Genomic DNA, 25,646 nt, shown 5'->3' with positions numbered 1-25,646 from the left:
TCCGATAGGGGCCTTTGTATTATTCGACCCAAGGAGAAGGTAAATGGCCAAACGTATCCAGTTCAGCGCCCATGGCGGCCCCGACGTGCTCGAGTATGTGGACTACACACCAGCGGAGCCTGGCCCACAGCAGGTTCGGGTACGTAACGAAGCCATTGGCCTGAACTTCATCGACACCTACTTTCGCAGCGGCCTTTACGCGCCACCGAGCTTGCCATCGGGGCTGGGCGCAGAGGGGGCGGGCGTGGTCGATGCCGTGGGCAGTGACGTCAGCCAGTTCAAGGTCGGCGACCGCGTGGCCTACGGCAGCGGCCCGCTGGGCGCCTACAGCCAGTTGCATGTCTTGCCCGCTGCCAACCTGGTGCATCTGCCAGACGAGATCAGCTTCGAACAGGCCGCCGGCGCCATGCTCAAGGGCCTGACCGTGCAGTACCTGTTGCGCCAGACGTATGAGTTGAAGGGCGGCGAAACCATTCTGTTCCACGCCGCTGCTGGCGGCGTGGGCTCCCTGGCCTGCCAATGGGCCAAGGCGCTGGGCGTCAAGTTGATTGGTACGGTGAGCTCACCGGAGAAGGCCGCCCTGGCCAAGTCCCTGGGCGCCTGGGAAACCATCGATTACAGCCAGGAAGATGTCGCACAGCGCGTGCTGGAATTGACTGACGGCAAAAAGGTGCCGGTGGTGTATGACGGCGTCGGCAAAGACACCTGGCTGACCTCGCTGGACAGCGTGGCACCGCGTGGCTTGGTGGTGAGTTTTGGGAATGCGTCGGGTGCGGTGGACGGGGTGAACCTGGGAATTCTGGCGGCAAAGGGTTCGCTGTATGTCACCCGCCCAACGCTGGCGACCTATGCGAGCAATCCAAAGGACTTGCAGGCAATGGCCGATGATCTGTTCTCGATGATCAAGAGCGGCAAGGTGCGCATCGACATCAACCAGCGTTATGCGCTGGCGGATGCGGCCAAAGCGCAGACCGAATTGTCCGCGCGGCGCACGACGGGCTCAACCATTCTGCTGCCTTAAACAAGTCATCGGGAGCAAGCCCCCTCCCACCCTTGACCGAGTTGTCATGACGAACACCGATCAAATGTGGGAGGGGGCTTGCCCCCGATGGGCGCGACTCGGTCTCAGGACGGTCGCACTACATCCCCTGTCACCAGATCGCGGATCAGGCTCGGGTTCTTGCGCCCACCCAGGGCGCCGCCCAGCACGAGGTCTACTTGCCCACGGAAATACTGCTCCACCCGAATCCGCGTACGCGCGGCCGGGCGGCCCTGGGGGTTGGCCGAGGTGGAAATCAGCGGCCCGACCTGAGCACACAAATCCCGTACCAACGGATGGTCACTGACCCGCAGCGCCACGGTGTCATGCACACCGGTGACCCATTCCGGCAGCAGGTCCTGATGGGGCACCAGCCAGGTATTCGGCCCAGGCCAGGTGCTGGCCATGCGCTCGATCCAGGTGTCGGGGAAGTCTTCGAACAGGAAGTCGAACTGGCGAATGTTGTCCGCCACCAGGATCAGGCCCTTATCCACTGAGCGATTCTTGATCGCCAGCAGACGGTCCACCGCTTCTTCATTCCACGGGTCGCAGCCCAGGCCCCAGACCGCTTCGGTCGGATAGGCAATCACCGCACCTGCGCGAATTTCTCGCGCGGCTTCCAGCACACGCCACCTGTTGACCATTGTTTACCCTCCGAACTAAAGCTGTGGGCAGTTTACCGATCTTCGTTACAAAACCCAGCTACAAAAGCCGCTACAAACGCGCGCAGCGCGCCAGCCAGCGCCCGCTTTCGCAGACCACCTGGCCCTCGAGTTCCAGCTCGGTCAGGGTCGCCAGCACCTGGGACAGCGGCCGGCCACTGGCAATCGCCAAGGCTTCGCTGGTATGGGGAGCCGCGTGCAGCAGGGCCACCAGCGGATGCACCACCGGCACCGGCGCCGGCCGTGACAACGCCTGCCAACCGCGCAAGCCTTCCAGAATGTGTTCGATGGTTTCCACCAGCACCGCGCCATCGCGAATCAACTGGTGACAGCCCTTGGCGCCGGGATGATGGATGGAACCAGGAATGGCATAGACCTCACGCCCTTGTTCCGCCGCCAGGCGTGCGGTGATCAGCGAACCACTGGCCATGCCGGCTTCCACTACCAGGACACCCAGGGATAAACCACTGATGATGCGGTTGCGCCGTGGAAAGTTACCGGCCTGGGGTGGAGCGTCCAGGGGAAACTCGGAAACCACGGCGCTGCCCTGAGCAATCATGGCGGCGGCGAGCGTCTTATGGCGCTGTGGATAAAAATTTTCCAGGCCGGTGCCGAGCACGCCGATGGTATGACCGCCCACGTCCAGTGCGGCTTGGTGAGCCGCACCATCGATACCCAGCGCGAGGCCGCTGGTGATGACAAAACCAGCACTGGCCAGGCTGCGGGAAAAGGCAGCAGCAGTGTCCAGGCCCGGGCGGGAAGCGCGACGGCTGCCGACCACGGCCAGCTGCGGTTTTTCCAGCAACGTCGGGTCGCCGGCAACGAATAACAGCGGCGGTGCATCGTCGATCTGGCCGAGCAGTGCAGGGTAGTCAGGTTGGTCCCACATCAGTAAATGCTGGGCCGGGCGGGCCAGCCATGCCAGCGCCGCACTGGCCCCATCGCGAACATCGGCACTGCGCCGGGCATCGGCACTCACCGCCCGCAACCCGAGCGCGCGCCAGGCACTGGCCGGTGCACTGATGGCTTTGGAAGCAGAGCCGAACGCCTCGATCAACACGCGAAAACGCTGGGGACCCAGTTCCGGCAGCCTGTGCAAGCGTAGCCGGGCTTCCAGCTCTGCCGGGGAAATTTCGTTGCTGTTTATCGGAAACATATGATCATCCTTGACCGGAACAAGCTGTGGATAACTCTGTTGGTAACTTATTTAGCAGGCTATTTATTGCGTTTGATCGGCGCTCTCGAAACGGTCCATTACCGCCAGGGAGCGGGACGCACTGAGCACCAGGGCATAGCTGAGCTTTTCATAGGTGCGAAACACCAGCAGCGTGCCAGCACGAACCTCCGGGAGTCTCGTCGGGCTACCGGTAAGCGCATCGCGCACCGAGGCGCCAGCCCGAATCACCGTAAGCAATTGGCCTTCGACCAAGCCATCGCGGCGTCCCTTGTTCAGGGTCACCGTATCCAGCACGCCGATCTGCGTGATCCCCTTGGGGATGTCGATAATGTGCCCTTCAACGAAGGGTGCAGTTGCAGGGGTTTTAAGATCCGCCAGGCCGACGCCGGGTTCGACGCGCAGCAAACGGTCGCCTGGGCGCACTTCCTGGGTCACCCTTTGCACGGCCAGGGTGGTCAGGTCATCGGCCAGCAAAAAGCGCGCGGTGCCGATGTCGTCAGCGTTGACCCCAAGCAATTCCCGAGTGTTGGGGTCGGTGTAGACCCTGCCTCGGCGGAAGATCCCATAGCTCGGCTGGGCCGGGTCCAGGCTGCCTCTGGCATAGATGCGTTCACCCGTGGCGCCCAGCACGCGCCCGGCATCGGCGGCAACGATATAGGGCGCGTTGTCCAGTTCCTGGGGCGAGTCGAGTATGCGGTTGTGCAGCAAGAAGCCCTGGATAGCCTTTTGCGTGGAAGAATCCAGGCGCTGGCCGGGCTGGGGAATCAGCGCCATGGCGAACGGGGCCCACAGCAGCAAGACGAGTAGCGATTTCCTCATGGGGTCAATCTCCTTTATTATGTGCGTTCGCGTGAAACGCCATAGCCTTCGCGGCTTTCGAACGTTTCACACCGGCTGCCTGGGTCCATCCCACCGCCGATTTGCCTCTACCTCACATGTGCAGCAATTACGCTTATGGCTATTTTGAACATCCTCGAATTTCCCGACTCGCGCCTGCGCACGATCGCCAAGCCGGTGGCCGTAGTGGACGACAAGGTTCGTCAGTTGGTCGATGACATGTTTGAAACAATGTATGAAGCCCCGGGCATCGGCCTCGCCGCGACCCAGGTCAACGTGCACCTGCGCGTCGTGGTCATGGACCTCTCCGAAGATCGCAGCGAACCGCGGGTGTACATCAACCCCGAGTTCGAACCGCTGACCGACGAGATGGGCGAATACCAGGAAGGTTGCCTGTCGGTGCCGGAGTTCTACGAGAACGTCGAACGCCCATTGCGCGTTAAGATCAAGGCCCTGGACCGCGACGGCAAGCCGTTCGAGCTGATTGCCGAAGGCCTGTTGGCGGTGTGCATCCAGCACGAGTGCGACCACCTCAACGGCAAGCTGTTTGTCGATTACCTGTCCACGCTCAAACGTGACCGGATCAAGAAGAAGCTGGAAAAAAAGCATCGCCAGCAAGCTTGATGCCCTCCTTCCAGAGGCTTGCTGCGGCAAGCCTTTTTCTTTTGTGACTGCTTTTAACCGAGAACTCCGATGACCGAGCCACTGCGCATTGTTTTTGCCGGTACACCCGAATTTGCCGCCGAACACCTCAAGGCGCTGCTTGCCAGCCCTTATGAAATCGTCGCGGTGTACACCCAGCCGGATCGCCCGGCCGGGCGCGGGCAAAAACTGATGCCCAGCCCGGTCAAGCAGCTGGCGCTCGAGCACAACATCGCCGTGCTGCAACCACCGACCCTGCGCAATGCCGACGCCCAGGCCGAACTGGCCGCGCTCAAGCCGGACCTGCTGGTGGTCGTCGCCTACGGTTTGATCCTGCCCCAAGCCGTACTCGATATCCCGCGCCTGGGTTGCATCAACAGCCACGCTTCGTTGCTGCCACGCTGGCGCGGCGCGGCGCCGATCCAGCGCGCGGTGCAAGCCGGCGACAGCGAAAGCGGCGTGACCGTCATGCGCATGGAAGCAGGGCTCGACACCGGCCCGATGCTGCTCAAAGTCACCACGCCGATCACTGCCCAAGACACCGGCGGCAGCCTGCACGATCGCCTGGCTGAAATGGGCCCGCCGGCCGTCATCCAGGCCATCGCCGGTCTTGCTGCCGGCACCCTGGAAGGCGAGGTGCAGGACGACAGCCTCGCCACCTACGCCCACAAACTGAACAAAGACGAAGCCCGCATTGACTGGAGCCGCCCGGCCGTGGAGCTTGAGCGCCTGGTGCGTGCGTTCAACCCATGGCCTGTCTGCCACAGCACGCTCAACGGCGAAGCCTTGAAAGTGCTGGCCGCGACCCTGACCGAGGGTACAGGCGCTCCGGGTGAAATCATCGGCGCCAGCAAGGACGGCCTGTTGGTGGCTTGCGGTGAACAGGCGCTGTGTCTGACGCGCCTGCAATTGCCCGGCGGCAAGGCGCTGAACTTCAGCGATTTGTTCAACAGCCGTCGTGAGAAGTTTGCCCTGGGCACCGTTCTCGGCGTGGTCGCCCAATGAACCCGCGTCTGGCCGCCGCCAAGGCCCTCGCCGCCGTGCTCAACGGCAAAGCGTCGCTGAACAGTTCGCTGCCCACGCAGATGGATAAGGTCGAAGACCGCGATCGAGGTTTCACCCAGGACTTGGCGTTCGGCACCGCCCGTTGGCAACCACGCTTGTCGGCGCTGGCAGCCAAGCTGCTGCAAAAGCCGTTCAAGGCGGCGGACGCTGACGTCGAGGCGCTGTTGCTGGTGGGTCTCTACCAGTTGCTCTACACCCGCGTGCCGGCCCACGCCGCCATTGGTGAAACGGTTGGTTGCGCCGACAAGCTGAAAAAGCCCTGGGCCAAGGCCCTGCTCAATGCCGTGTTGCGCCGCGCCCAGCGCGAAAGCGAAGCGCTGCTGGCCGAGCTGGAACATGACCCGGTGGTGCGTACCGCGCATCCACGCTGGCTGCAAAAATCCCTGAAGGCCTTCTGGCCCGAACAATGGGAAGCCATCTGCGCTGCCAACAATGCACACCCGCCGATGATCCTGCGGGTCAACCGGCGCCATCATAGCCGCGACGCCTATCTGCAATTGCTCAGCGAGGCCGGCATCAACGCCGCGCCATGTGTGTACAGCATCGATGGCATCGTGCTTGAGGCCGCCGCCGACGTGCGCAGCCTGCCGGGCTTTGCCGAAGGCTGGATCAGCGTGCAGGACGAGGCCGCGCAATTGGCCGCCGACCTGCTCGACCTGGCGCCCGGCCAGCGCGTACTGGACGCCTGCTGCGCGCCTGGCGGTAAGACCTGTCACATCCTGGAAGTCGAAAAAGACCTTGGCGGTGTAGTTGCCGTCGACCTGGAAGCCAAACGCCTGGTGCGCGTACGCGAGAACCTCGCACGCCTGGGCCTCAGCGCCGAGCTGATCGCCGCCGACGGCCGCGGCACCGCCACCTGGTGGGATGGCAAACCGTTCCAGCGCATCCTGCTGGACGCGCCGTGTTCGGCCACCGGCGTGATCCGTCGTCATCCGGACATCAAGCTGACCCGCCAGCCCGACGACATCGCCGCCCTGGCCGTGCTGCAAGGCGAACTGCTCGACGCGCTATGGCCGACCCTGGAAGTCGGCGGCATCCTGCTGTACGCCACCTGCTCCACCTTGCCCACCGAGAATACCGAGGTTATCCAAGCCTTCCTTGCCCGCACCAGCGGCGCGCGGGAGCTGGACGTTGCGACCACGGCCGGCGTCAAGCAACTGCACGGCCGGCAACTGCTCGCGCAGGAAGGCGGGCATGATGGCTTCTACTACGCCAAACTGATCAAGATCGCCGCCGCGCGCGGCTGAATGGGTTTAAGGGAGTGACCGGATGAAAATCATCATCCTTGGGGCAGGGCAGGTCGGTGGCACGCTGGCTGAACATTTGGCCAGTGAAGCCAACGACATCACCGTGGTCGACACCGATGCCGAGCGCCTGCGCAATCTGGGCGACCGCCTGGACATCCGCACGGTACAAGGCCGTGCGTCGTTCCCGACCGTGCTGCGTCAAGCCGGCGCCGACGATGCCGACATGCTCGTCGCGGTCACCAACAGCGACGAAACCAATATGGTCGCCTGCCAGGTCGCCCACACGCTGTTCCACACCCCGACCAAGATCGCCCGTGTCCGCGAAGCGGCCTACCTGACCCGCGCCGGCCTGTTCGACAACGACGCCATTCCGGTGGACGTGCTGATCAGCCCGGAACAGGTGGTCACTCACTACATCAAGCGCCTGATCGAAATTCCGGGCGCCTTGCAGGTGATCGACTTCGCCGGAGGCAAGGCGCAGCTGGTCGCGGTAAAGGCCTACTACGGCGGGCCGCTGGTGGGCCAGCAACTGCGCCAACTGCGCGAACACATGCCAAATGTGGAAACCCGCGTGGCGGCGATTTTCCGCCGTGACCGGCCGATCCTGCCCCAGGGCGACACCGTGATCGAAGCCGATGACGAAGTGTTTTTCATCGCGGCCAAGGCCAATATTCGTGCAGTGATGAGCGAAATGCGCCGGCTCGACGAGACCTATAAACGCATCGTCATCGCAGGCGGCGGGCAGATCGGCGAGCGCCTGGCCGAGGCCATCGAAAGCCGTTACCAGGTGAAAATCATCGAGATGAGCCCGGCGCGCTGTCGGCATTTGTCCGACACCCTCGACAGCACCGTCGTACTGCAAGGCAGCGCCTCGGATCGCGACCTGCTGATGGAAGAAAACATCGCCGACGCCGATATCTTCCTGGCGCTGACCAACGATGACGAGGCTAACATCATGTCCTCGCTGCTGGCCAAGCGGCTGGGAGCGAAGAAGGTGATGACCATCATCAATAACCCGGCGTATGTCGACCTGATCCAGGGCGGCGATATCGACATCGCCATCAGCCCGCAATTGGCGACCATCGGCACGTTGCTCGCGCATGTGCGCCGTGGCGACATCGTCAGCGTGCACTCCCTGCGCCGTGGCGCGGCGGAGGCGATCGAGGCGATTGCCCATGGCGACTCGAAGTCGAGCAAGGTCATCGGCAGGGCGATCCGTGATATCGGCTTGCCACCTGGCACCACCATCGGCGCAATCATTCGCGATGAAGAAGTGATCATCGCCCACGACGATACGGTGATCGCCACCGGTGACCATGTGATCCTGTTCCTGGTGGACAAGAAACATATCCGTGATGTGGAGAAGCTGTTCCACGTGGGGTTGAGCTTTTTCTGATCAAACGGAGTGACCGACATGCTCGAATCCCTGGAGAAAATGCTCGCCAAGGGCGCGGATAATTCGCTGCTAAGGTTTGGCTTAGGCAAGGGTTATCTGGATCTGAAGGACCACGCCAAGGCGGCGAAGCACCTACAGAAATGTGTCGAGTTCGACCCTAAGTATTCGGCGGCCTGGAAGTTGTTGGGCAAGGCGCAGTTGGGGCAGGGTGATAACGCTGCCGCACGAGACGCGTGGGAAAGAGGCATACAGGCGGCCCAGGCCCATGGCGACAAACATGCCGAAAAAGAGATGACGGTATTCCTGAAGAAACTCGACCGCCAAGCCTGAACGCAGATCAAAATGTGGGAGGGGGCTTGCCCCCGATAGCAGTGTGTCAGCCAATGCATAGTTGACTGAACCACCGCCATCGGGAGCAAGCCCCCTCCCACATTGGTTTTTTGGTGGTCTTGAGTCAGGTGTGAATCAGTACCACCGCGCCTCGCCCGGCGGGCGTTTCTTGAAGCGCTTCATGCTCCACATGTACTGGCTTGGGTAGGCGCCGACATATCGTTCCACTACCTTGCTCATCGCCGCGCAGGACGTGGCGGTATCGGTGCTGTACATGTCTTCCGGGGCCGCTTCCAGGATCACCTTGTAGCCCGAGCCATCTGGCAGGCGCAGGGCGTGCAGGAACACGCCGACCGCCTTGTGGCCCGCGAGCATGTTCGGTACGAACTTGCTGGTCAGTGCCTGGGTCGCGAAGAACGGCACGAAGATCCCGGCGGATTCAGCCGGCTCCGGGTCGGCAGGGATTCCCACCTGACCGCCTTTGCGCACTTCCTTGATCACGCTGAGAATGCCTTCCTTGGTGGACGCCGCCACGCGGTTGCCCAGTTGCACGCGTTGCTTGCGCAACAAGTCGTCAACAGCCTTGAGCTTGGGCGGGCGATAGAAAATGATCGGCTTGCACTGGCTGCAATAAAAATGATTCAGCACTTCCCAGTTGCCCAGGTGGCTGGTGATCCCCACCACGCCTTTACCCGATGCCAAGGCCTCGTGCAGCACCTCCAGGCCTTCAACTTCGCGCACCAGGTCAATGGAACGCTGGGCCGGCCAGATCCAGGCGCAGGCGCTTTCGGTCAATGACTTGCCGATGTCCATCAGGCTGCGTCCCACCAGGCGCTCGCGCTCGGCCGGATCCATGTCCGGGAAGCATTTGGACAGGTTGATCCGCACCGTGTCGCGGGAGCGGTTGGGGGTTTTCCACATGATCCAGCCGATGCCCGTGCCCACGGCCTGTACGGCGCGCCAGGGCAGCAGGGCAAACAACCGAAGAGCGCCTACCAGCAAGGCGCCTTTAAACTTTTCCACAGGTCACTCCTGATCGTGTGTAGTACGCAAAGCGCGCATTCTAACCGGCGTTGGCCAGGTCCGCGTAACGGTCGCAGTCCTGAGTGTGGTCCATGACCATGCCCGAGGCCTGCATGAACGCGTAGCAAATAGTCGGCCCGACAAAAGTGAAGCCGGCCTTTTTCAAGGCTTTGCTCATCGCTTGCGCCTCGGGCGTAATCGCCGGGACTTCGCTGCGATCCTTGAAGTGATTGACCTTGGGCACGCCGCCGACGAACGACCAGAGCAAACCCACAGGGTCTTCCAGCGCCAGCCAGGCTGCGGCATTGCGGCGTGTGGCGTTGAGCTTCAGACGGTTGCGCACAATGCCCGGGTCTTGCATCAGCGCTTCGATTTCAGCGTCGGTCAGCTTGGCCAGGCGCTGCGCATCAAAGCCGAACAAGACCTTCCGGTAATGCTCGCGTTTGCGTAAAACCGTGATCCAGGACAGGCCCGCCTGGAACCCTTCGAGCAAAAGCAACTCGAACAAACCCTGCGCATCGCGCAGCGGCGTTCCCCACTCCTGATCGTGATAAGCCATGTACAGCGGATCTTCAGAACACCAAAAGCAGCGTGGCATAAGGCTCCAGGGAGTGGTGGCAGGGCCGAATCGGGTATACTCCCGCTCTTTAAATCGCAGCCCAAGTAACAGGTGAATTTCGTGAGCCAGCCTACGCCAGCCGTGCGTACCTTCCAAGACTTGATCCTCGCCCTCCAGCAATACTGGGCCGAGCAAGGTTGTGTGGTACTTCAGCCCTACGATATGGAAGTAGGCGCCGGCACTTTCCACACCGCTACATTCCTGCGGGCCATCGGCCCGGAAACCTGGAACGCCGCTTATGTGCAGCCCAGTCGTCGCCCGACTGACGGCCGCTACGGCGAGAATCCGAACCGCCTGCAGCACTACTACCAGTTCCAGGTGGTATTGAAGCCCAACCCGGACAACTTCCAGGAACTGTACCTGGGCTCGCTGAAACATGTCGGCCTGGACCCACTGGTCCACGACATCCGGTTTGTCGAAGACAACTGGGAATCACCGACCCTTGGCGCTTGGGGCCTGGGCTGGGAAGTGTGGCTCAACGGCATGGAAGTGACGCAATTCACGTACTTCCAGCAAGCGGGCGGCATCGAGTGCTACCCGGTAACCGGCGAAATCACCTACGGCCTCGAGCGCCTGGCCATGTACCTGCAAGGCGTGGATTCGGTCTACGACCTGGTGTGGGCTGACGGCCCGTTCGGCAAGGTCACCTACGGCGACGTGTTCCACCAGAACGAAGTGGAGCAGTCCACTTACAACTTTGAACACGCCAACGTCGACAAGCTGTTCGAACTGTTCGACTTCTATGAAAGCGAAGCCAAGCGCCTGATCGAGCTCGACCAGCCGCTGCCGTTGCCAAGCTATGAAATGGTGTTGAAGGCGTCCCATACCTTCAACCTGCTGGACGCGCGCCGTGCCATCTCGGTAACCGCGCGCCAGCAATACATCCTGCGTGTACGCACCCTGGCGCGTTCCGTCGCCCAAGCCTACCTGCTGGCTCGCGCCAAGCTGGGCTTCCCGATGGCAACCCCGGATTTGCGTGATGAAGTGTTGGCTAAGCTGGAGGCTGCACAATGAGTGCTCAAGATTTCCTGGTTGAACTGGGCACCGAAGAGCTGCCACCCAAGGCATTGAGCACCCTGGCCGATGCGTTCCTGGCCGGTATCGAAAAAGGCCTGCACAGCGCCGGCCTGAAGTTCGCCGCGAAAAAGGTCTACGCCGCGCCACGCCGCCTGGCGGTATTGCTCACCGCGCTGGAAACCCAGCAGCCGGACCGCAATATCAACCTGGATGGCCCGCCGCGTCAGGCCGCGTTCGACGCCGAAGGCAACCCGACTCAGGCAGCACTGGGCTTTGCCAAGAAGTGCGGCGTCGAGCTGAGCGAAATTGACCAGAGCGGCCCGAAACTGCGTTTCAGCCAGGTCATCGCCGGCAAGCCGACGGCCAGCCTGTTGCCGACCATCGTCGAAGACTCCCTCAACGACCTGCCGATCCCCAAGCGCATGCGCTGGGGTGCTCGCAAGGAAGAGTTCGTACGCCCAACCCAATGGCTGGTGATGCTGCTCGGTGACCAGGTCATCGAGTGCACCATCCTCGCCCAAAAGGCCGGCCGCGATTCCCGTGGCCACCGCTTCCACCATCCGCAGAGCGTGCGCATCACCTCGCCGGCCAGCTACCTCGATGACCTGCGCACCGCCTACGTGCTGGCCGATGCCAGTGAGCGTCGCGAGCTGATCAGCAAGCGCACCGAAGAGCTGGCTCGCCTGCAGGAAGGCACCGCCATCGTGCCGCCAAGCCTGCTCGACGAAGTGACCGCCCTGGTTGAGTGGCCCGTGCCGCTGGTCTGCTCGTTCGAAGAACGCTTCCTCGATGTGCCGCAGGAAGCACTGATCACCACCATGCAGGACAACCAGAAGTACTTCTGCCTGCTGGATGTGGATGGCAAGTTGCTGCCGCGCTTTATCACCGTGGCCAACATCGAGAGCAAGGACCCACAGCAGATCATCGCCGGTAACGAGAAAGTCGTGCGTCCGCGCCTGACTGACGCCGAGTTCTTCTTCAAGCAAGACAAGAAGCAGAAGCTCGAAGACTTCAACCTGCGCCTGCAAAACGTGGTGTTCCAGGAAAAACTCGGCAGCGTCTACGACAAGGCCGTGCGCGTTTCCAAGCTGGCGGCCTACATCGCGCCGCGCATTGGTGGCGACGCCGCCTGGGCCGCACGCGCAGGCCTGCTTTCCAAGTGCGACCTGGCTACCGAGATGGTCGGCGAATTCCCTGAGATGCAAGGCGTAGCCGGTTACTACTACGCCCTCAACGACGGCGAGCCGAACGACGTGGCCCTGGCGCTGAACGAGCAGTACATGCCGCGTGGTGCCGGTGCCGAGCTGCCAAGCACCCTGACCGGCGCGGCCGTGGCCATCGCTGACAAGCTGGACACGCTGGTCGGCATCTTCGGTATCGGCATGTTGCCTACCGGCAGCAAAGACCCGTATGCCCTGCGCCGTGCAGCCCTGGGCGTGCTGCGTATCCTGATCGACAAGAAGCTGGACCTCGACCTGACCCAGGCCGTGGTGTTTGCCGTCGGCCAGTTCGGTACCAAGGTCAAGCAAGCGGGCCTCGCCGAGCAAGTGCTGGAGTTCGTGTTCGACCGCCTGCGTGCGCGTTACGAGGACGAGGGCGTGGACGTTTCCGTATACCTGTCGGTACGTGCCCTGCAACCGGGTTCTGCGCTGGACTTCGACCAGCGCGTACAAGCCGTACAGGCGTTCCGCAAGCTGCCGGAAGCCGATGCCCTGGCCGCCGTGAACAAACGTGTATCGAACCTGCTGAGCAAAGCCGACAACCTCGGCACTGCCGAAGTCGACCCCGGTCTGTTTGCCGATGCCAAGGAGTTCTCGCTGAACTCGGCGATCGCCAAGGCCGAAAACGCCGTGAAGCCGCTGATCGCCGAGCGTAACTACGCCGAAGCGTTGGCGCGCCTGGCGTCGCTGCGTGAGCCGGTGGATGCGTTCTTCGAAGCGGTGATGATCAACGCCGAAGATGCCGGCGTGCGAAAAAACCGCTACGCCATGCTGGCGCGTCTGCGTGGGTTGTTCATCAACATCGCTGACATTTCCGTACTGGGCTGATCATGTTGAAACTGCTGATTCTCGATCGGGACGGGGTGATCAATTACGACTCCGACGCTTACATCAAGTCGGTGGCGGAATGGATTCCATTGCCCGGTTCGATCGAAGCCATCGCGCAGTTGAGCAAAGCCGGCTGGACGGTGGCCATTGCCACTAACCAGTCCGGCATCGCCCGCGGTTATTACGACATCGCCACCCTGGACGCCATGCATGCGCGCTTGCGCACATTGGTGGCGGAGCAGGGCGGTGAGGTGGGGCTGGTGGTGTACTGCCCCCACGGGCCGGATGAGGGCTGCGCTTGCCGCAAGCCCAAGCCTGGCATGTTGAAAACCATTGCAGAACATTACAAGGTGCCCTTGGCTGGGATATGGTTCGTCGGGGACAGTCTCGGTGACCTGGAGGCGGCCAAAGCCGTCGACTCTCAGCCAGTTTTGGTAAAGACCGGGAAAGGCGAAAAGACCCAGGCGAAAAACCTGCCGGTAGGCACTTTGATTTTTGACGATCTGGCGGCGGTTGCCGCAGAACTTATCAACAACTAGCCGCCCTCGACTTCCTGACCAAGGATTGTTCGGGAGTGCGCTTTTAACAGGCGGGCCGTGTCCCGCAACGGTAAATGCCGCCATGTCGATCTTGCAGGCCATCAGAACCTTTTTCTTTTACCTGCTGCTGGGCACCAGTTCGTTTCTCTGGTGCACCCTGAGCTTTTTTATTGCACCGTTCCTGCCGTTCAAGGCGCGCTATCGCTTCATCAATGTGTATTGGTGCCGCTGCGCGTTGTGGCTGTCCAAGGTATTCCTGAATATCCGTTTCGAGGTCAAAGGCGCCGAAAACGTCCCGGACCAGCCCTGTGTAATCCTGTCTAACCATCAGAGCACCTGGGAAACGTTCTTTCTCTCGGCATACTTTTCGCCCTTGAGCCAGGTGCTCAAGCGTGAGCTGCTGTACGTGCCGTTCTTTGGTTGGGCCATGGCAATGCTGCGCCCGATTGCGATCGACCGTGACAATCCCAAGGCGGCGCTCAAGCATGTCGCCAAGAAGGGCGACGAGCTGCTCAAGGATGGCGTTTGGGTGCTGATCTTCCCGGAAGGTACGCGTGTGCCTTATGGCACTGTCGGCAAATTCTCCCGAGGTGGCACTGCGCTGGCGGTCAACGCCAATCTGCCGGTGTTGCCGATTGCCCATAACGCCGGCAAGTTCTGGCCCAAGACTGGCTGGGCTAAACGCCCAGGTACCATTACCGTGGTAATCGGCGAGCCCATGTATGCAGAAGGCGAAGGCCCGCGTGCCATTGCTGCATTGAATGACCGCGCCGCTGCCTGGAATGAAGCGCAGCAACGGGCCATGGGTTCATTGCCGCCGGTGCCTGTAGTGGTAGAGACGCCGGAGATTTGAGCATCTGTGGATAAGCTGTGCACGGATTGTTGGCAAATGTGCATTTTTGATCAGTAACGTACTGATTTACAGGCATATTTCTGAAGCGCATAAAATCTGTAAAAACGTGCATAAGTTTTTTCTTCATAAAAAAACCGGTCCTTGTGACCGGTTTTTTATGCACAGCAGAAAAGATCGTTTTCAGTCCTCCAAAGGTGGCAATTGCAGGATGAACGTCGAGCCCTTACCCAGCTCGCTTTCACAGCTGACATGCCCACCGTGGCGTTCTACGACGGCCTTCACCATGGTCAGGCCCAACCCTAGGCCGTCACTGCCTTGGGCCGAATTGAAGCGCCGGTATTGGTTGAACAGCTCTGGCAAATCTTCTGGCGCAATTCCGGGCCCCTGATCGCTGATGCGGCATTCCAACCAACCCTCCACACAGCCATGACTCAACCGGACGGTGGTGCCGGATGGCGAATACTTGATCGCATTTTCCAGCACATTGAATAGCGCACGGGTGAGCAGCGATTGATCGGCGCGCACCATGCCTTCGTCTGCTTCATCCAGATCGTGAACCAGATGAATGCCCTTGAGTTGGGCGATGACCGCCACCTGATCGAAAGCATCCATCACCAGCATGGCGAATAACGTAGGTTGGAATTGATAACCGTCAGCCTCGGCTTTCGCCAATTGTACGAACGACTCGGTGAGGCTCAGCGCGCGTCGGACCTGTTGTTCGATCTGGCCAAAGATGGGTGATTCACTGTCGTGTACATCCAACAGCGCGAGGATTGCCGAATGCGGTGCACGCAAGTCATGGGACAGAAAGCGCAGCATGGTTTCGCGGTGCTGTTGGGCTTCGCGTTCCTTGCTTAAATCCGTGAGGCTTAGCAGCCAGCCAAGGGCGACATCACCCTCGGCCGGAAGCAAGGGCGCGAGCTCCATGCGCAAACTGCGTTGGTGGATATCACGAAACTCGACCAGCTCCAGTGCAGACAGGGCAGGACGCACGCCGTTATGCAGCGGTGGGTAACCCAGGTCGGCGAGCTGTTCGAGGAGGTTTTCGCGTACCAGGTCGCTGCCGAATACGTCACGGGCAACGCGATTGGCCAACAGGATGCTGCCCTGGGGATCGGTGATCAGTGTTGCGACTGGCAGGCATTCCAGTCCATCCGCCATAAAGCGCCGTGTATCCCGGGTGCGACTGACCGCCTGCTCGAGGGCGAAGATGCGCCCCTGTAGCACATCGCCCTTGCTGGCCGGTGCACGACGCCGCTCTGGCAAGACTTTCGGTTCGTTATCCAGGCGCGCCAGTTCCCAGCCGAAATAGGCGAGGATCACGCTCAGGCGTCGCCAGTTCCAGATCAGATAGCTGAGCAACAACCCAATCAGGCAGGCCGCAGGCGACCACCAATGGCCCAGGCTCAGTAACGCCCACGACATCAGTACCGACGCGGCCATGCAGCCCAGGTTCATCCATAGCGCATAACGCGGGCGATACAGCAGCAGGCCCAACAACAATGCCACCCCGGACGTAGCCATCAAGGCCGCCAGCCAACCCGGCAGATCGACAATGCTGCGCCCCTGCAGTAAACCGTTAAGCACATTGGCCTGGATCTCCACGCCCGCTGTCGAGCCGGTCGCGGAGAGCGGGGTAACGAAACTTTCGCCCATTCCATAGGCCGTGGCGCCGACCAGAATCAGTCGACCGCGCAGCGCGTCTGGAGCCACCTCGCCACGCAGTACGCTGACGTAGGAAACACTTGGAAAGCGCTCATGGGCAGAGGTAAACGGAACGCGAATCTCATGCTCCTGATGCCATTGCTGACTGCGGGGCTCACGCGGCATGCCAGGCATCGTCGATGTTTGCCCGTTCAACGTGTATGCCAGCCAGGCCAGCTGTGGCAGCGTGCTTCCCGGTGGACCTTCGCGTAGATACAGGCTGCGCACGACACCATCATTATCCGATTCGACGTTGATGTGCCCGATGCCCCTGGCGCACTTGAGCAAGGGCGATAATGGCTCCCCGGTCTGCCTGGACCGTGCCCGGCTATCCGTCACAATCGGCAGCAATACATTGCCTGCGTTGCACACGGCATCGGCCAATCGTTGATCACCCGCGCCTTCGCCCGGCTCACTGAAGATCACATCGAATAAGATTCCTGCCGGCTGGGCAGCATTGAGGCGTTCGATCAAGTCTGCATGCACACTGCGCGGCCAGGGCCATGGGCCAAGTTCTTCCAGGCTAGGCGCGTCAATGGTCACCAATACGATGCGCGGGTCCACAGGCAACGGTGCCAACTGGCGCAAGCTGTCATAGAGCGGGTTATTGAGGGCCAGGCCCGGACTCAAGGATAGGTATACGGTGAAGGGCAACAGTACCAAGCCAATCAGCAACCATTCCCGCACCAACCCGTGGAACAGCAGCTGTGCCCGGGTGGGTTGGCGTTTTTCAGCCTTACCCCATAGTTTCACAGGGCCACCGCCACAGGCCCGCCGAGACATCGATGATCATCGCATGAACGTGTCATAAGCCCGGTCTCCCTCCAGGTGGTTACGATGGGACGCATTAGAGGTGCTGAAACCAGCGAAGCTTATTTCGGTCTTACTGGAGGACCCGGTAGTCACCATAGCGTATATCGATCCTTTTCCTCATAGCCAGGAGCCGGTATCTTCCCCTTGAGGGCCGAGGATTTTCGCTGGTTACGGTCCTTTGATATCAGCGTACCCAGAGTTTCGGAGTTCGTTGTATCCGCCCATAATTATTCAGATTCAGCGGCGGGTCTGTGTATGTGCACAAGGCGCCCCTGATTAAGCTGTCGTATTTTTGCAGGAAGGATCCACTCATGCGTGTCGCAATACTGGATGACGAGCCCGCCGAGTTGAGACGGGTAGAACAGACACTGCGACAGATTCCCAGCACTTCGGAACAGCCTTGGTCCGTGCATTGTTTTGAGCGCGGCGAGGACCTGCTGCGCCAACTGCGCCGTGAAACTTTCGACCTGTTGATACTCGACTGGCAACTTCCCGATATCAGCGGCATTGCGTTGTTACGCTGGACCCGCGAGCACATGGAGTCACCACCGGCCGTGATCATGCTCACCAGCCGCGATGCGGAGAGCGATATCGTCGCGGCCCTCAACAGTGGAGCGGACGACTACGTCAGCAAACCCTTTCGTCCTAATGAACTCAAGGCTCGCGTCAGCGCCGTCCTGCGCCGGCACGGGCTGCAAAAGTCCGCCAGCAATGAACTCCAAAGCTTCAATGACCTGACGTTCGATGATGCCGAGTTGACGGTCACGCGCGCTGGCACACCGATCAACCTCACCGAACGGGAGTACCGCTTGGCCAGCTGCCTGTTCGCCAACCTGGCGCGGCCACTGTCCCGCGAATACCTGTATGAGCGATTTTGGACCCATGAGGAAATGGTCTCGTCTCGCCCTCTGGATACGCACATCTACCGCTTGCGCAACAAGCTCGGATTGACGGCGGACCGAGGATGGCAGTTGCTGACGATCTATGGGTACGGGTATCGGTTGGAGAGTGTGGCGGCGCCCGCCGAAGGATGATGTTCCACGTGGAGCATTTTGATAATGCTCAACAAACATTGTCTAGTCCTGAAATAGGTTTACACCCATTTCAGCCTCAAAACGCCTGATGCACCGCATCGGGCGTTTTGTATTTCAGTGCTAGATGAGGTCTCTCGCTGTTATAGATTTGCACCGATTCGTCCACCATTCGCTGGGCCTCGGCAGCGTCTTTAGGTCGATGCAAGAGAAGCTCGTTTTTCAAAATCCCGTTCACTCGCTCGGCCAATGCGTTTTGATAACAGTCGTAACCATCGGTCATTGAACACCTGACACGGTGCTTAGCGTGCAGTCGTTGGTAAAGCTCTGAGCAATACTGGACGCCACGATCCGAGTGATGAACTAGGTGATGCTCAGTTGTTCGCTGCTTGAGGGCTTTGCTGAATGCCTGAATCACAGATTCTGTATGCAAGCTTTCGTGCACATGATGGCCCACGATTTTTCGAGAATAGACATCTGTGACCAGGCTCAAGTAAGCCACGCCTGCCTGAGTAGGCAAGTAGGTGATATCAGCCACCCATACTTGCTCAGGAGCAGTGGCGACTACTTGCGCAGGCCCTTCTTTAAGCAGGTTGGGGTGTCGGCGGAACCGGTGATGGCTGTCTGTCGTTTTGTGATAAGCGCGCTTGCGAGGAACCAATTCGCGCCGGTCTCGCAAAATGTCAAAAAGGCAGTCTCGACCTACCTTTACCGATACTTCAGGCTCACAGTGCATGAGGTTGTGCAGTTTTCGAGTACCTAGGCGAGGTTGCCTGAGTCGCTTTTCCCGAACAAACACCATGACATCCTGGGCCTGACGGGCCCTGGCATCACAGGCTCGATTGCGCTTGTAATAAGCCTGGCGGGAAATTCCTATGAATTGGCAAGCCCGACTAATACTCAGGTCTTTGACTTTTCCTTGGGAGAGGACTTGCCGGATCGCTTTTTTACGACAGAGACACCGAAGTCGTTCTTTAGAACATCGACGACGGCTTCAAAAAACTGAGCTTTTTGATTTGCCTGGGCGAGTGCTTCTTCAAGCTCTTTGATTCGCTGCTCGGGCGTCAGCGGCTTATCGGGCTCATCCATGGAACGGGATCTCTTGGTGCGAATTGATGCGCCTTGACTCCAGTTCTGTCGACCATGCCTGCGTAACCAGTTTAAGACGGTCGATTTGCCCTGAATGCCATAGCGCTCTTGAGCCTCTTTATAACTCAACTCGCCTTTTTCGACCTGATCGACAACGGACAATTTAAAGGTCAGCGAATAGTCACGCTGACTACGCCTTTTTCCCGTGCTCATTACTCCCTCCTGAAAATGGGTCAGAAGGTGTAAACCTTATTCAGGACGGGACACATCCATAAAAAAAGGCCAACGCTAGCGTTGGCCTTTTTTTTTACCGGTACCGGATCAGAAATCCAGGTTAGACACCGCCAAGGCATTGCTCTCGATGAAGTCACGACGAGGCTCGACCGCATCACCCATCAGGGTGTTGAAGATCTGGTCTGCGCCAATGGCGTCTTCGATGGTCACTCGCAGCATGCGACGCTGAGCCGGGTCCATGGTGGTTTCCCACAGCTGATCCGGGTTCATTTCGCCCAGACCTTTGTACCGCTGGATGGTGTGACGCTTGGTACTTTCGGTCATCAACCAGTCCAAAGCTTCCTTGAACTCCTTGACCTGCTTCTTGCGTTCGCCACGCTGAATATAAGCGCCGTCATCCAGCAGCGTGCTCAATTGCGCGCCCAGGGTGACCACCGTCTTATAGTCGTTGCTACCGAAGAAGTCGCGGTTGAAGGTGACGTAGTTCGACAGGCCGTGCGAGATCAGTTCCACCTCGGGGAGCCATACGTTGCGTTCACGGTCTTCGCGCAGGCTGGCTTTGTACACCAGGCCAGATTTTTCTACCGTGCGCAGACGCACTTCGTACTGGGCCAGCCAATCCTGCATGGCAGCATGGTCGCCCAGCTGTTCCAGGCTCACGGCCGGCAAGTAGATGAAGTGCTCGGTCAGCTCCTGCGGATACAGGCGCGACAGGCGCTTGAGCGTCTTCATCACCATGCGGAAGTCGTTGACCAAGCGCTCCAGCGCCTCTCCAGAGATGCCTGGGGCTTCGTCGTTCAAGTGCAGGCTGGCATCTTCCAGGGCCGACTGCGTCATGTACTCTTCCATGGCGTCGTCGTCTTTGATGTATTGCTCTTGCTTGCCCTTTTTCACTTTGTACAACGGCGGCTGGGCGATGTAGATGTAGCCGCGCTCGATCAATTCAGGCAACTGACGGAAGAAGAAGGTCAGTAGCAGGGTACGAATGTGCGAACCGTCGACGTCAGCATCGGTCATGATGATGATGTTGTGATAACGCAGCTTGTCGATGTTGTATTCATCACGGCCAATACCGCAGCCCAATGCGGTGATCAAGGTGCCGACTTCCTGGGAAGAAATCATCTTGTCGAAGCGTGCTTTCTCGACGTTGAGGATCTTACCCTTCAACGGCAGGATAGCCTGGGTACGGCGGTTGCGACCCTGCTTGGCGGAACCGCCAGCAGAGTCACCTTCCACCAGGTACAGCTCGGAGAGGGCAGGGTCCTTCTCCTGGCAGTCGGCCAATTTGCCTGGCAGGCCAGCGATGTCCAGTGCGCCTTTACGACGCGTCATCTCACGGGCTTTACGCGCCGCTTCACGCGCACGCGCGGCATCGATCATCTTACCGACGACCAATTTGGCTTCGTTCGGGTTCTCCAGCAGGAAGTCGGAGAAGTACTTGCCCATCTCCTGTTCCACGGCGGTCTTCACTTCGGAAGACACCAGCTTGTCTTTGGTTTGGGAACTGAACTTGGGGTCCGGAACCTTGACCGAAATAATCGCGGTCAGACCTTCACGGGCATCATCACCGGTGGTGGCGACTTTGTGCTTCTTCGCCAAACCCTCCGCTTCGATGTAGGTATTCAGGTTGCGCGTCAGCGCGGAACGGAAACCCACCAGGTGAGTACCGCCATCGCGCTGGGGAATGTTGTTGGTAAAGCACAACAGGTTCTCGTTGAAGCTGTCGTTCCACTGCAGGGCGATTTCCACGCCGATGCCGTCTTCACGCTGAATGTTGAAGTGGAACACCTGGTTGACCGCAGTCTTGTTGGTGTTCAGATATTCAACGAACGCACGCAGGCCGCCTTCATACTTGAACAGCTCTTCCTTGGCGCTGCGCTCGTCCTTGAGGACGATGCCAACACCGGAGTTGAGGAATGACAGTTCGCGAATCCGCTTGGCCAGGATGTCCCAGCTGAAGTGGATGTTCTTGAAGGTTTCAGCCGAGGGCTTGAAGTGAATCTGGGTGCCCGTGGTTTCACTGTCACCGACGATTTTCATCGGTTCCTGTGGCACACCGTGGACGTAAGTTTGTTCCCAGATTTTGCCGCTGCGGCGTACGGTGAGGACCAGCTCTTCGGACAGAGCGTTCACTACCGAGACACCTACGCCGTGCAAGCCGCCAGACACTTTATAGGAGTTGTCGTCGAACTTACCGCCGGCGTGGAGCACGGTCATGATGACCTCTGCCGCCGAGACGCCTTCTTCTTTGTGCACGTCTACCGGAATACCGCGACCGTTGTCGCGTACGGTAATGGATTCATCCGGGTGGATGATGATGCTGATGTCGTCGCAGTGACCGGCCAGAGCTTCGTCGATGGAGTTATCGACCACCTCGAACACCATGTGGTGCAAACCGCTACCATCATCGGTGTCGCCAATGTACATACCGGGACGTTTGCGTACGGCATCCAAACCTTTCAGCACTTTAATGCTGGTCGAGTCGTACGTGTGTTCTTCGCTCATGCCTTCACTCCCGATGGTCGTGGGTCTGGGTGATACGGCCTTGTTCCACGTGGAACAAAGCGACTGGCGTTTCCGTCTGCCAGCCTTCCCTCAATAATTCGTGGTCTACACAGGTGATAAACACTTGGCAGCGTAAGTCTTCCAATAAGCGGCATAGCGCGCGGCGGTGTTGCTCGTCGAGCTCGGACGGCAAGTCATCCACCAGATAAATACATTGGCCGCGTCGGGACTGGCTAACCAGATGCCCCTGCGCGATACGCAATGCACACACCACCAACTTCTGCTGGCCGCGGGAAAGGATATCCGCAGCATTGTGAGCGCCTAATCTAAGGCGCAAATCAGCGCGTTGGGGCCCGGCCTGGGTGTGGCCAATTTGCTGATCACGCTGCAGGGACGTCGCAAGCACTGCGCTCAGCTCACGTTCTTTGTCCCAACCGCGGTAATAACTCAGCGTCAGCCCCTCGAGGTCCAACAGCTCGCTCAAGGTCTGCTCAAAGACTGGTTTCAAGGCTTTGATATAGGCACGGCGGTATTCATCTATTTCGTCGCTGGCCAGGCACAGTTCCCGGTCCCAGGCCGCTTGTGAAGCGGCGTCAAGTGTACCATGCCGCAGCCACGAGTTCCGCTGCCGCAGGACCTTCTGCAGGCGCTGCCAAGTGGCCATGAAACGCGGTTCCACGTGGAACACTCCCCAATCGAGGAATTGTCTGCGGATCTTCGGTGCGCCTTCCAACAGGCGGAAGCTGTCGGGGTTGATCAACTGCAACGGCAGGATTTCTGCCAGTTGCGCGGCACTGCGCGCATTCTGCCCATCGATGCGAATCTGAAACTCTCCGCCGCGATCGCGGGATATCCCCAGAGCGCTGTGTCCACCCTCGGCCAGTTCAACTTGGCCAAATACCGTGCACGCCAGCTGCTCGTATTGAATCACTGGTAACAAGCGGGCGCTGCGGAAGGAACGGGCGAGGCCCAGCAGGTGGATGGCTTCCAGCACGCTGGTTTTGCCACTGCCATTGGCGCCATGGAGAATATTGATGCGAGGGGAAGGGGAGAAGGTCACCGGGTGCAGATTGCGCACCGCGGTGACCGAGACGCGACTGAGGGACATCTAGCTTCTGCTGAGCATGATTACAGGCGCATCGGCATAACAACGTAAGCCGAGTCGTCGTTATCGGATTCTTGTACCAGTGCGCTGCTATTGGAGTCCGACAGAATCAGGCGAACCTGTTCGGTGGTCATCACACCCAGCACGTCCAGCAGGTAGCTCACGTTGAAGCCGATTTCCAGCGAACCACCGTTGTAGTCAACGCCTACTTCTTCTTCGGCTTCTTCCTGCTCCGGGTTGTTGGCCTGGATCTTCAACTGACCGTTGGCCAATTGCAGACGAATACCCCGGTACTTCTCGTTCGAGAGAATGGCCGTACGGCTGAATGCCTCACGCAGGGCCTGGCGATCGCCGAGCACCAGCTTGTCACCGCCTTTAGGCAGTACGCGCTCGTAATCCGGGAATTTGCCGTCAACCAGCTTGGAGGTGAAGGTGAATTCGCCGGTGGTCGCGCGGATGTGGTGTTGCCCCAGGACGATGCTGACGTTGCCATCCGGCTCGGTGAGCAAGCGTGCCAACTCGAGGATACCTTTACGCGGCACGATGACCTGGTGACGATCCGGTTGGCCGATATCGGCGCGCATCGAACACATCGCCAAGCGGTGGCCGTCAGTTGCCACAGCACGGATGATACCTTCGGACACTTCCAGCAGCATGCCGTTAAGGTAGTAACGCACGTCCTGCTGGGCCATGGCGAAACTGGTGCGCTCGATCAAGCGACGCAGCTTGCTTTGCTCCAGGCTGCAGGTCAGCGAACCCGGGCCTTCTTCAACCGTCGGGAAGTCATTGGCCGGCAAAGTCGACAGGGTGAAACGACTGCGACCTGCCTTGACCACCAACTTCTGCTCGTCGAGCTTGATGTCGATCAGCGCGTCGTTCGGCAGGCTTTTGCAGATATCCATCAGCTTGCGCGCCGGCACGGTGATTTCGCCGGGTTCGGCGGGCTCTTCGAGCTGCACGCGGCCAACCAGTTCGACTTCCAGGTCGGTACCGGTCAAGGACAGCTGCTGGCCTTCGACCACCAGCAGTACGTTGGACAGCACCGGCAAGGTCTGTCGGCGCTCGACGACGCCTGCGACCAGTTGCAGGGGTTTCAACAGGGCTTCGCGTTGAATGGTGAAATGCATGGTCTAGTCCCTTGCCTTAATAAGCTGCGCTGGTGTCATCACGTAGTCAGTGTACGCAGCAGGTTCTTGTAGTCCTCGCGAATATCCGCGTCGGATTCCTTAAGTTCGTTGATCTTGCGGCACGCGTGCAAAACCGTGGTGTGGTCGCGACCGCCAAACACATCACCGATTTCCGGCAGGCTGTGGTTGGTCAACTCCTTGGAGAGGGCCATGGCCACCTGGCGCGGACGCGCTACCGAACGCGAACGGCGCTTGGATAGCAGGTCGGAAATCTTGATCTTGTAGTACTCGGCAACGGTACGCTGGATGTTATCCACACTTACCAGTTTGTCCTGCAGTGCCAGCAAGTCTTTCAGGGATTCGCGAATCAGCTCGATGGTGATGTCACGGCCCATGAAGTGCGAGTGCGCGATGACCCGCTTGAGCGCGCCTTCCAGCTCACGCACGTTGGAACGAATACGCTGGGCGATAAAGAACGCGGCATCGTGGGGCAGATCGACTTTGGCCTGGTCGGCCTTTTTCATCAGGATCGCGACGCGGGTTTCCAGCTCGGGTGGCTCTACAGCGACGGTCAACCCCCAGCCGAATCGCGATTTCAAGCGCTCTTCCAGGCCTTCGATCTCTTTGGGGTAACGGTCACTGGTGAGGATGACCTGCTGTCCGCCTTCGAGCAGCGCGTTGAACGTGTGGAAAAACTCTTCCTGGGAGCGTTCCTTGCGCGCGAAGAATTGAATGTCATCGATCAGCAACGCATCAACGGAGCGATAGAAACGCTTGAACTCGTTGATCGCGTTGAGTTGCAGGGCCTTGACCATGTCGGCCACGAAGCGCTCCGAGTGCAGGTAGACCACCTTGGCATTCGGGTTCTTCTTTAACAGGTGGTTACCCACAGCGTGCATCAAGTGGGTTTTACCCAAGCCAACCCCGCCATAAAGGAAGAGCGGGTTGTAACCGTGCTTGGGGTTGTCGGCCACTTGCCAGGCGGCCGCACGGGCCAGCTGGTTGGATTTACCCTCGACAAAATTCTCGAAGGTAAAGGTGCGGTTCAAGTAGCTGGTGTGCTTGAGCGCGCCTTCAACCTGCACAGTGCGCTGCTCGGCACGCACGGGAGCTTGCTGAGAACTGGCGCCTGCCATGGGGTCGAAGCTGTCACGGGACGGCTCTTCGTTCTCCAGTGCATTTTTATGCGCGGAAGACTTGGAAGGCGTCGGCGCAGGGGCAGCGGCAACCGGGGCAGCCTGGGACTGGGAAGCAGCCGCTGCCAATGGCGCATTCGGAGCAGCGCGAGGTGCGGAGCTGCGTTTGCTGCCTATTAATAAGGAGAGCACGGGCGCGATACCGTTGCCATGTTCGTCGAGCAATTCGAGAACGCGGCTCAGGTACTTCTCGTTGACCCAGTCGAGAACAAAACGATTGGGCGCGTAGACACGCAACTCGTCGCCTTCGGCTTCGACCTGTAGCGGACGGATCCAGGTGTTGAATTGCTGGGCAGGCAGCTCATCGCGCAAAAGCTCCACGCATTGCTGCCAAAGTTCCACTGACAC

General features: G+C 59.7%; 22 protein-coding genes. 11 read left to right on the top strand and 11 right to left on the bottom strand.

Annotation, left to right across the window (positions count from 1 at the left end; translation table 11 throughout):
- The first annotated feature begins 43 nt into the window (after window positions 1-43).
- Window positions 44-1,021: a quinone oxidoreductase gene (locus C4J90_RS00110; RefSeq protein ID WP_124360591.1), complete on the top strand. Its 978-nt coding sequence runs from the start codon at window positions 44-46 to the stop codon at window positions 1,019-1,021.
- 104 nt (window positions 1,022-1,125) lie between these two features.
- Here C4J90_RS00110 and C4J90_RS00105 read toward each other — a convergent pair whose 3' ends face one another.
- The 3 genes from C4J90_RS00105 to C4J90_RS00095 form a co-directional block, all read right to left on the bottom strand.
- Entirely contained in the window at window positions 1,126-1,683 is a 558-nt protein-coding gene (locus C4J90_RS00105; protein WP_124360590.1) for an L-threonylcarbamoyladenylate synthase, read from the bottom strand.
- 70 nt (window positions 1,684-1,753) lie between these two features.
- Window positions 1,754-2,857: a DNA-processing protein DprA gene (gene dprA, locus C4J90_RS00100; RefSeq protein WP_124418932.1), complete on the bottom strand. Its 1,104-nt coding sequence runs from the start codon at window positions 2,855-2,857 to the stop codon at window positions 1,754-1,756.
- Window positions 2,858-2,920: 63 nt separating this feature from the next.
- Window positions 2,921-3,697 carry a peptidoglycan-binding protein gene (locus C4J90_RS00095; RefSeq protein WP_124418931.1) on the bottom strand — a complete coding sequence of 259 codons (777 nt, stop codon included), beginning with the start codon at window positions 3,695-3,697 and terminating at the stop codon, window positions 2,921-2,923.
- A gap of 135 nt (window positions 3,698-3,832) precedes the next feature.
- Between C4J90_RS00095 and def the strand changes: the two genes are divergently transcribed.
- The 5 genes from def to C4J90_RS00070 all read left to right on the top strand — a co-directional run bounded on the left by def (window position 3,833) and on the right by C4J90_RS00070 (window position 8,395).
- Window positions 3,833-4,339 (top strand): peptide deformylase, encoded by a 507-nt coding sequence (gene def, locus C4J90_RS00090; RefSeq protein WP_005783383.1) that lies wholly within the window; start codon window positions 3,833-3,835, stop codon window positions 4,337-4,339.
- Window positions 4,340-4,408: 69 nt separating this feature from the next.
- Window positions 4,409-5,362 carry a methionyl-tRNA formyltransferase gene (fmt, locus tag C4J90_RS00085; protein WP_124418930.1) on the top strand — a complete coding sequence of 318 codons (954 nt, stop codon included), beginning with the start codon at window positions 4,409-4,411 and terminating at the stop codon, window positions 5,360-5,362.
- On the top strand, window positions 5,359-6,669 hold the full coding sequence (rsmB, locus tag C4J90_RS00080) for a 16S rRNA (cytosine(967)-C(5))-methyltransferase RsmB (protein WP_124418929.1): 1,311 nt from the start codon (window positions 5,359-5,361) through the stop codon (window positions 6,667-6,669). The genes fmt and rsmB overlap by 4 nt, the downstream gene beginning before the upstream one ends.
- Window positions 6,670-6,691: 22 nt before the next feature.
- Window positions 6,692-8,065, top strand: coding sequence for a Trk system potassium transporter TrkA (gene trkA / locus C4J90_RS00075; RefSeq protein ID WP_124360585.1), 1,374 nt, complete (start codon window positions 6,692-6,694; stop codon window positions 8,063-8,065).
- 18 nt (window positions 8,066-8,083) lie between these two features.
- Window positions 8,084-8,395 (top strand): tetratricopeptide repeat protein, encoded by a 312-nt coding sequence (locus C4J90_RS00070; RefSeq protein WP_124418928.1) that lies wholly within the window; start codon window positions 8,084-8,086, stop codon window positions 8,393-8,395.
- A 135-nt stretch (window positions 8,396-8,530) separates the two neighbouring features.
- Here the strand turns inward: C4J90_RS00070 and C4J90_RS00065 are convergent, their stop codons facing one another.
- Both C4J90_RS00065 and C4J90_RS00060 read right to left on the bottom strand, forming a co-directional pair.
- On the bottom strand, window positions 8,531-9,418 hold the full coding sequence (locus tag C4J90_RS00065) for a lysophospholipid acyltransferase (RefSeq protein WP_124360583.1): 888 nt from the start codon (window positions 9,416-9,418) through the stop codon (window positions 8,531-8,533).
- A 40-nt stretch (window positions 9,419-9,458) separates the two neighbouring features.
- A complete protein-coding gene (locus tag C4J90_RS00060) occupies window positions 9,459-10,016 on the bottom strand; it encodes a DNA-3-methyladenine glycosylase I (RefSeq protein ID WP_124402558.1) in 558 nt (185 codons plus the stop codon).
- Between the two features lie 81 nt (window positions 10,017-10,097).
- On the opposite strand from C4J90_RS00060, the gene glyQ reads away from it, so the two are divergent.
- The 4 genes from glyQ (at window position 10,098) to C4J90_RS00040 (ending at window position 14,494) form a co-directional block, all read left to right on the top strand.
- Window positions 10,098-11,051 carry a glycine--tRNA ligase subunit alpha gene (gene glyQ / locus C4J90_RS00055; RefSeq protein ID WP_003187265.1) on the top strand — a complete coding sequence of 318 codons (954 nt, stop codon included), beginning with the start codon at window positions 10,098-10,100 and terminating at the stop codon, window positions 11,049-11,051.
- Complete coding sequence (gene glyS / locus C4J90_RS00050) at window positions 11,048-13,102, top strand: glycine--tRNA ligase subunit beta (RefSeq protein WP_124418927.1); 2,055 nt, start codon at window positions 11,048-11,050, stop codon at window positions 13,100-13,102. Before glyQ ends, glyS begins: the two co-directional genes overlap by 4 nt.
- Complete coding sequence (gmhB, locus tag C4J90_RS00045) at window positions 13,102-13,641, top strand: D-glycero-beta-D-manno-heptose 1,7-bisphosphate 7-phosphatase (protein ID WP_177412761.1); 540 nt, start codon at window positions 13,102-13,104, stop codon at window positions 13,639-13,641. Before glyS ends, gmhB begins: the two co-directional genes overlap by 1 nt.
- 82 nt (window positions 13,642-13,723) lie before the next feature.
- Complete coding sequence (locus tag C4J90_RS00040; protein ID WP_124413409.1) at window positions 13,724-14,494, top strand: 1-acyl-sn-glycerol-3-phosphate acyltransferase; 771 nt, start codon at window positions 13,724-13,726, stop codon at window positions 14,492-14,494.
- 180 nt (window positions 14,495-14,674) lie between these two features.
- Here the strand turns inward: C4J90_RS00040 and C4J90_RS00035 are convergent, their stop codons facing one another.
- Window positions 14,675-16,951 (bottom strand): CHASE2 domain-containing protein, encoded by a 2,277-nt coding sequence (locus C4J90_RS00035; protein ID WP_124418926.1) that lies wholly within the window; start codon window positions 16,949-16,951, stop codon window positions 14,675-14,677.
- 371 nt (window positions 16,952-17,322) lie between these two features.
- Between C4J90_RS00035 and C4J90_RS00030 the strand changes: the two genes are divergently transcribed.
- On the top strand, window positions 17,323-18,045 hold the full coding sequence (locus C4J90_RS00030; RefSeq protein ID WP_124360578.1) for a response regulator transcription factor: 723 nt from the start codon (window positions 17,323-17,325) through the stop codon (window positions 18,043-18,045).
- A 76-nt stretch (window positions 18,046-18,121) separates the two neighbouring features.
- Here C4J90_RS00030 and C4J90_RS00025 read toward each other — a convergent pair.
- From C4J90_RS00025 to dnaA, 5 genes are all read right to left on the bottom strand, one after another.
- Window positions 18,122-19,344 (bottom strand): IS3 family transposase gene (locus tag C4J90_RS00025; protein WP_124418925.1). Its coding sequence is split into 2 segments (ribosomal slippage): window positions 18,122-18,993 and window positions 18,993-19,344, totalling 1,224 coding nucleotides; the frame shifts between segments, so codons are not numbered across the junction.
- A 108-nt stretch (window positions 19,345-19,452) separates the two neighbouring features.
- Entirely contained in the window at window positions 19,453-21,870 is a 2,418-nt protein-coding gene (gene gyrB / locus C4J90_RS00020) for a DNA topoisomerase (ATP-hydrolyzing) subunit B (RefSeq protein WP_124360577.1), read from the bottom strand.
- 4 nt (window positions 21,871-21,874) lie between these two features.
- Window positions 21,875-22,978 carry a DNA replication/repair protein RecF gene (recF, locus tag C4J90_RS00015; RefSeq protein ID WP_124418924.1) on the bottom strand — a complete coding sequence of 368 codons (1,104 nt, stop codon included), beginning with the start codon at window positions 22,976-22,978 and terminating at the stop codon, window positions 21,875-21,877.
- Window positions 22,979-22,998: 20 nt separating this feature from the next.
- A complete protein-coding gene (gene dnaN, locus C4J90_RS00010) occupies window positions 22,999-24,102 on the bottom strand; it encodes a DNA polymerase III subunit beta (protein WP_124365235.1) in 1,104 nt (367 codons plus the stop codon).
- A 38-nt stretch (window positions 24,103-24,140) separates the two neighbouring features.
- Complete coding sequence (dnaA, locus tag C4J90_RS00005) at window positions 24,141-25,646, bottom strand: chromosomal replication initiator protein DnaA (protein ID WP_124360574.1); 1,506 nt, start codon at window positions 25,644-25,646, stop codon at window positions 24,141-24,143.

Source organism: Pseudomonas sp. R2-60-08W, assembly GCF_003852335.1.
GTDB lineage: Bacteria > Pseudomonadota > Gammaproteobacteria > Pseudomonadales > Pseudomonadaceae > Aquipseudomonas.
Note: the sequence above shows the minus strand (reverse complement) of the source record. Positions and strands in the feature narration are given on the sequence as shown.

What these genes read in the sequence shown, in the direction of transcription:
- C4J90_RS00110 (WP_124360591.1), top strand. Translation starts at nt 44, where the DNA reads ATGGCCAAACGTATCCAGTTCAGCGCCCATGGCGGCCCCGACGTGCTC.
- C4J90_RS00105 (WP_124360590.1), bottom strand. Translation starts at nt 1,683, where the DNA reads ATGGTCAACAGGTGGCGTGTGCTGGAAGCCGCGCGAGAAATTCGCGCA.
- dprA (WP_124418932.1), bottom strand. Translation starts at nt 2,857, where the DNA reads ATGTTTCCGATAAACAGCAACGAAATTTCCCCGGCAGAGCTGGAAGCC.
- C4J90_RS00095 (WP_124418931.1), bottom strand. Translation starts at nt 3,697, where the DNA reads ATGAGGAAATCGCTACTCGTCTTGCTGCTGTGGGCCCCGTTCGCCATG.
- def (WP_005783383.1), top strand. Translation starts at nt 3,833, where the DNA reads ATGGCTATTTTGAACATCCTCGAATTTCCCGACTCGCGCCTGCGCACG.
- fmt (WP_124418930.1), top strand. Translation starts at nt 4,409, where the DNA reads ATGACCGAGCCACTGCGCATTGTTTTTGCCGGTACACCCGAATTTGCC.
- rsmB (WP_124418929.1), top strand. Translation starts at nt 5,359, where the DNA reads ATGAACCCGCGTCTGGCCGCCGCCAAGGCCCTCGCCGCCGTGCTCAAC.
- trkA (WP_124360585.1), top strand. Translation starts at nt 6,692, where the DNA reads ATGAAAATCATCATCCTTGGGGCAGGGCAGGTCGGTGGCACGCTGGCT.
- C4J90_RS00070 (WP_124418928.1), top strand. Translation starts at nt 8,084, where the DNA reads ATGCTCGAATCCCTGGAGAAAATGCTCGCCAAGGGCGCGGATAATTCG.
- C4J90_RS00060 (WP_124402558.1), bottom strand. Translation starts at nt 10,016, where the DNA reads ATGCCACGCTGCTTTTGGTGTTCTGAAGATCCGCTGTACATGGCTTAT.
- glyS (WP_124418927.1), top strand. Translation starts at nt 11,048, where the DNA reads ATGAGTGCTCAAGATTTCCTGGTTGAACTGGGCACCGAAGAGCTGCCA.
- C4J90_RS00040 (WP_124413409.1), top strand. Translation starts at nt 13,724, where the DNA reads ATGTCGATCTTGCAGGCCATCAGAACCTTTTTCTTTTACCTGCTGCTG.
- C4J90_RS00030 (WP_124360578.1), top strand. Translation starts at nt 17,323, where the DNA reads ATGCGTGTCGCAATACTGGATGACGAGCCCGCCGAGTTGAGACGGGTA.
- gyrB (WP_124360577.1), bottom strand. Translation starts at nt 21,870, where the DNA reads ATGAGCGAAGAACACACGTACGACTCGACCAGCATTAAAGTGCTGAAA.
- recF (WP_124418924.1), bottom strand. Translation starts at nt 22,978, where the DNA reads ATGTCCCTCAGTCGCGTCTCGGTCACCGCGGTGCGCAATCTGCACCCG.
- dnaN (WP_124365235.1), bottom strand. Translation starts at nt 24,102, where the DNA reads ATGCATTTCACCATTCAACGCGAAGCCCTGTTGAAACCCCTGCAACTG.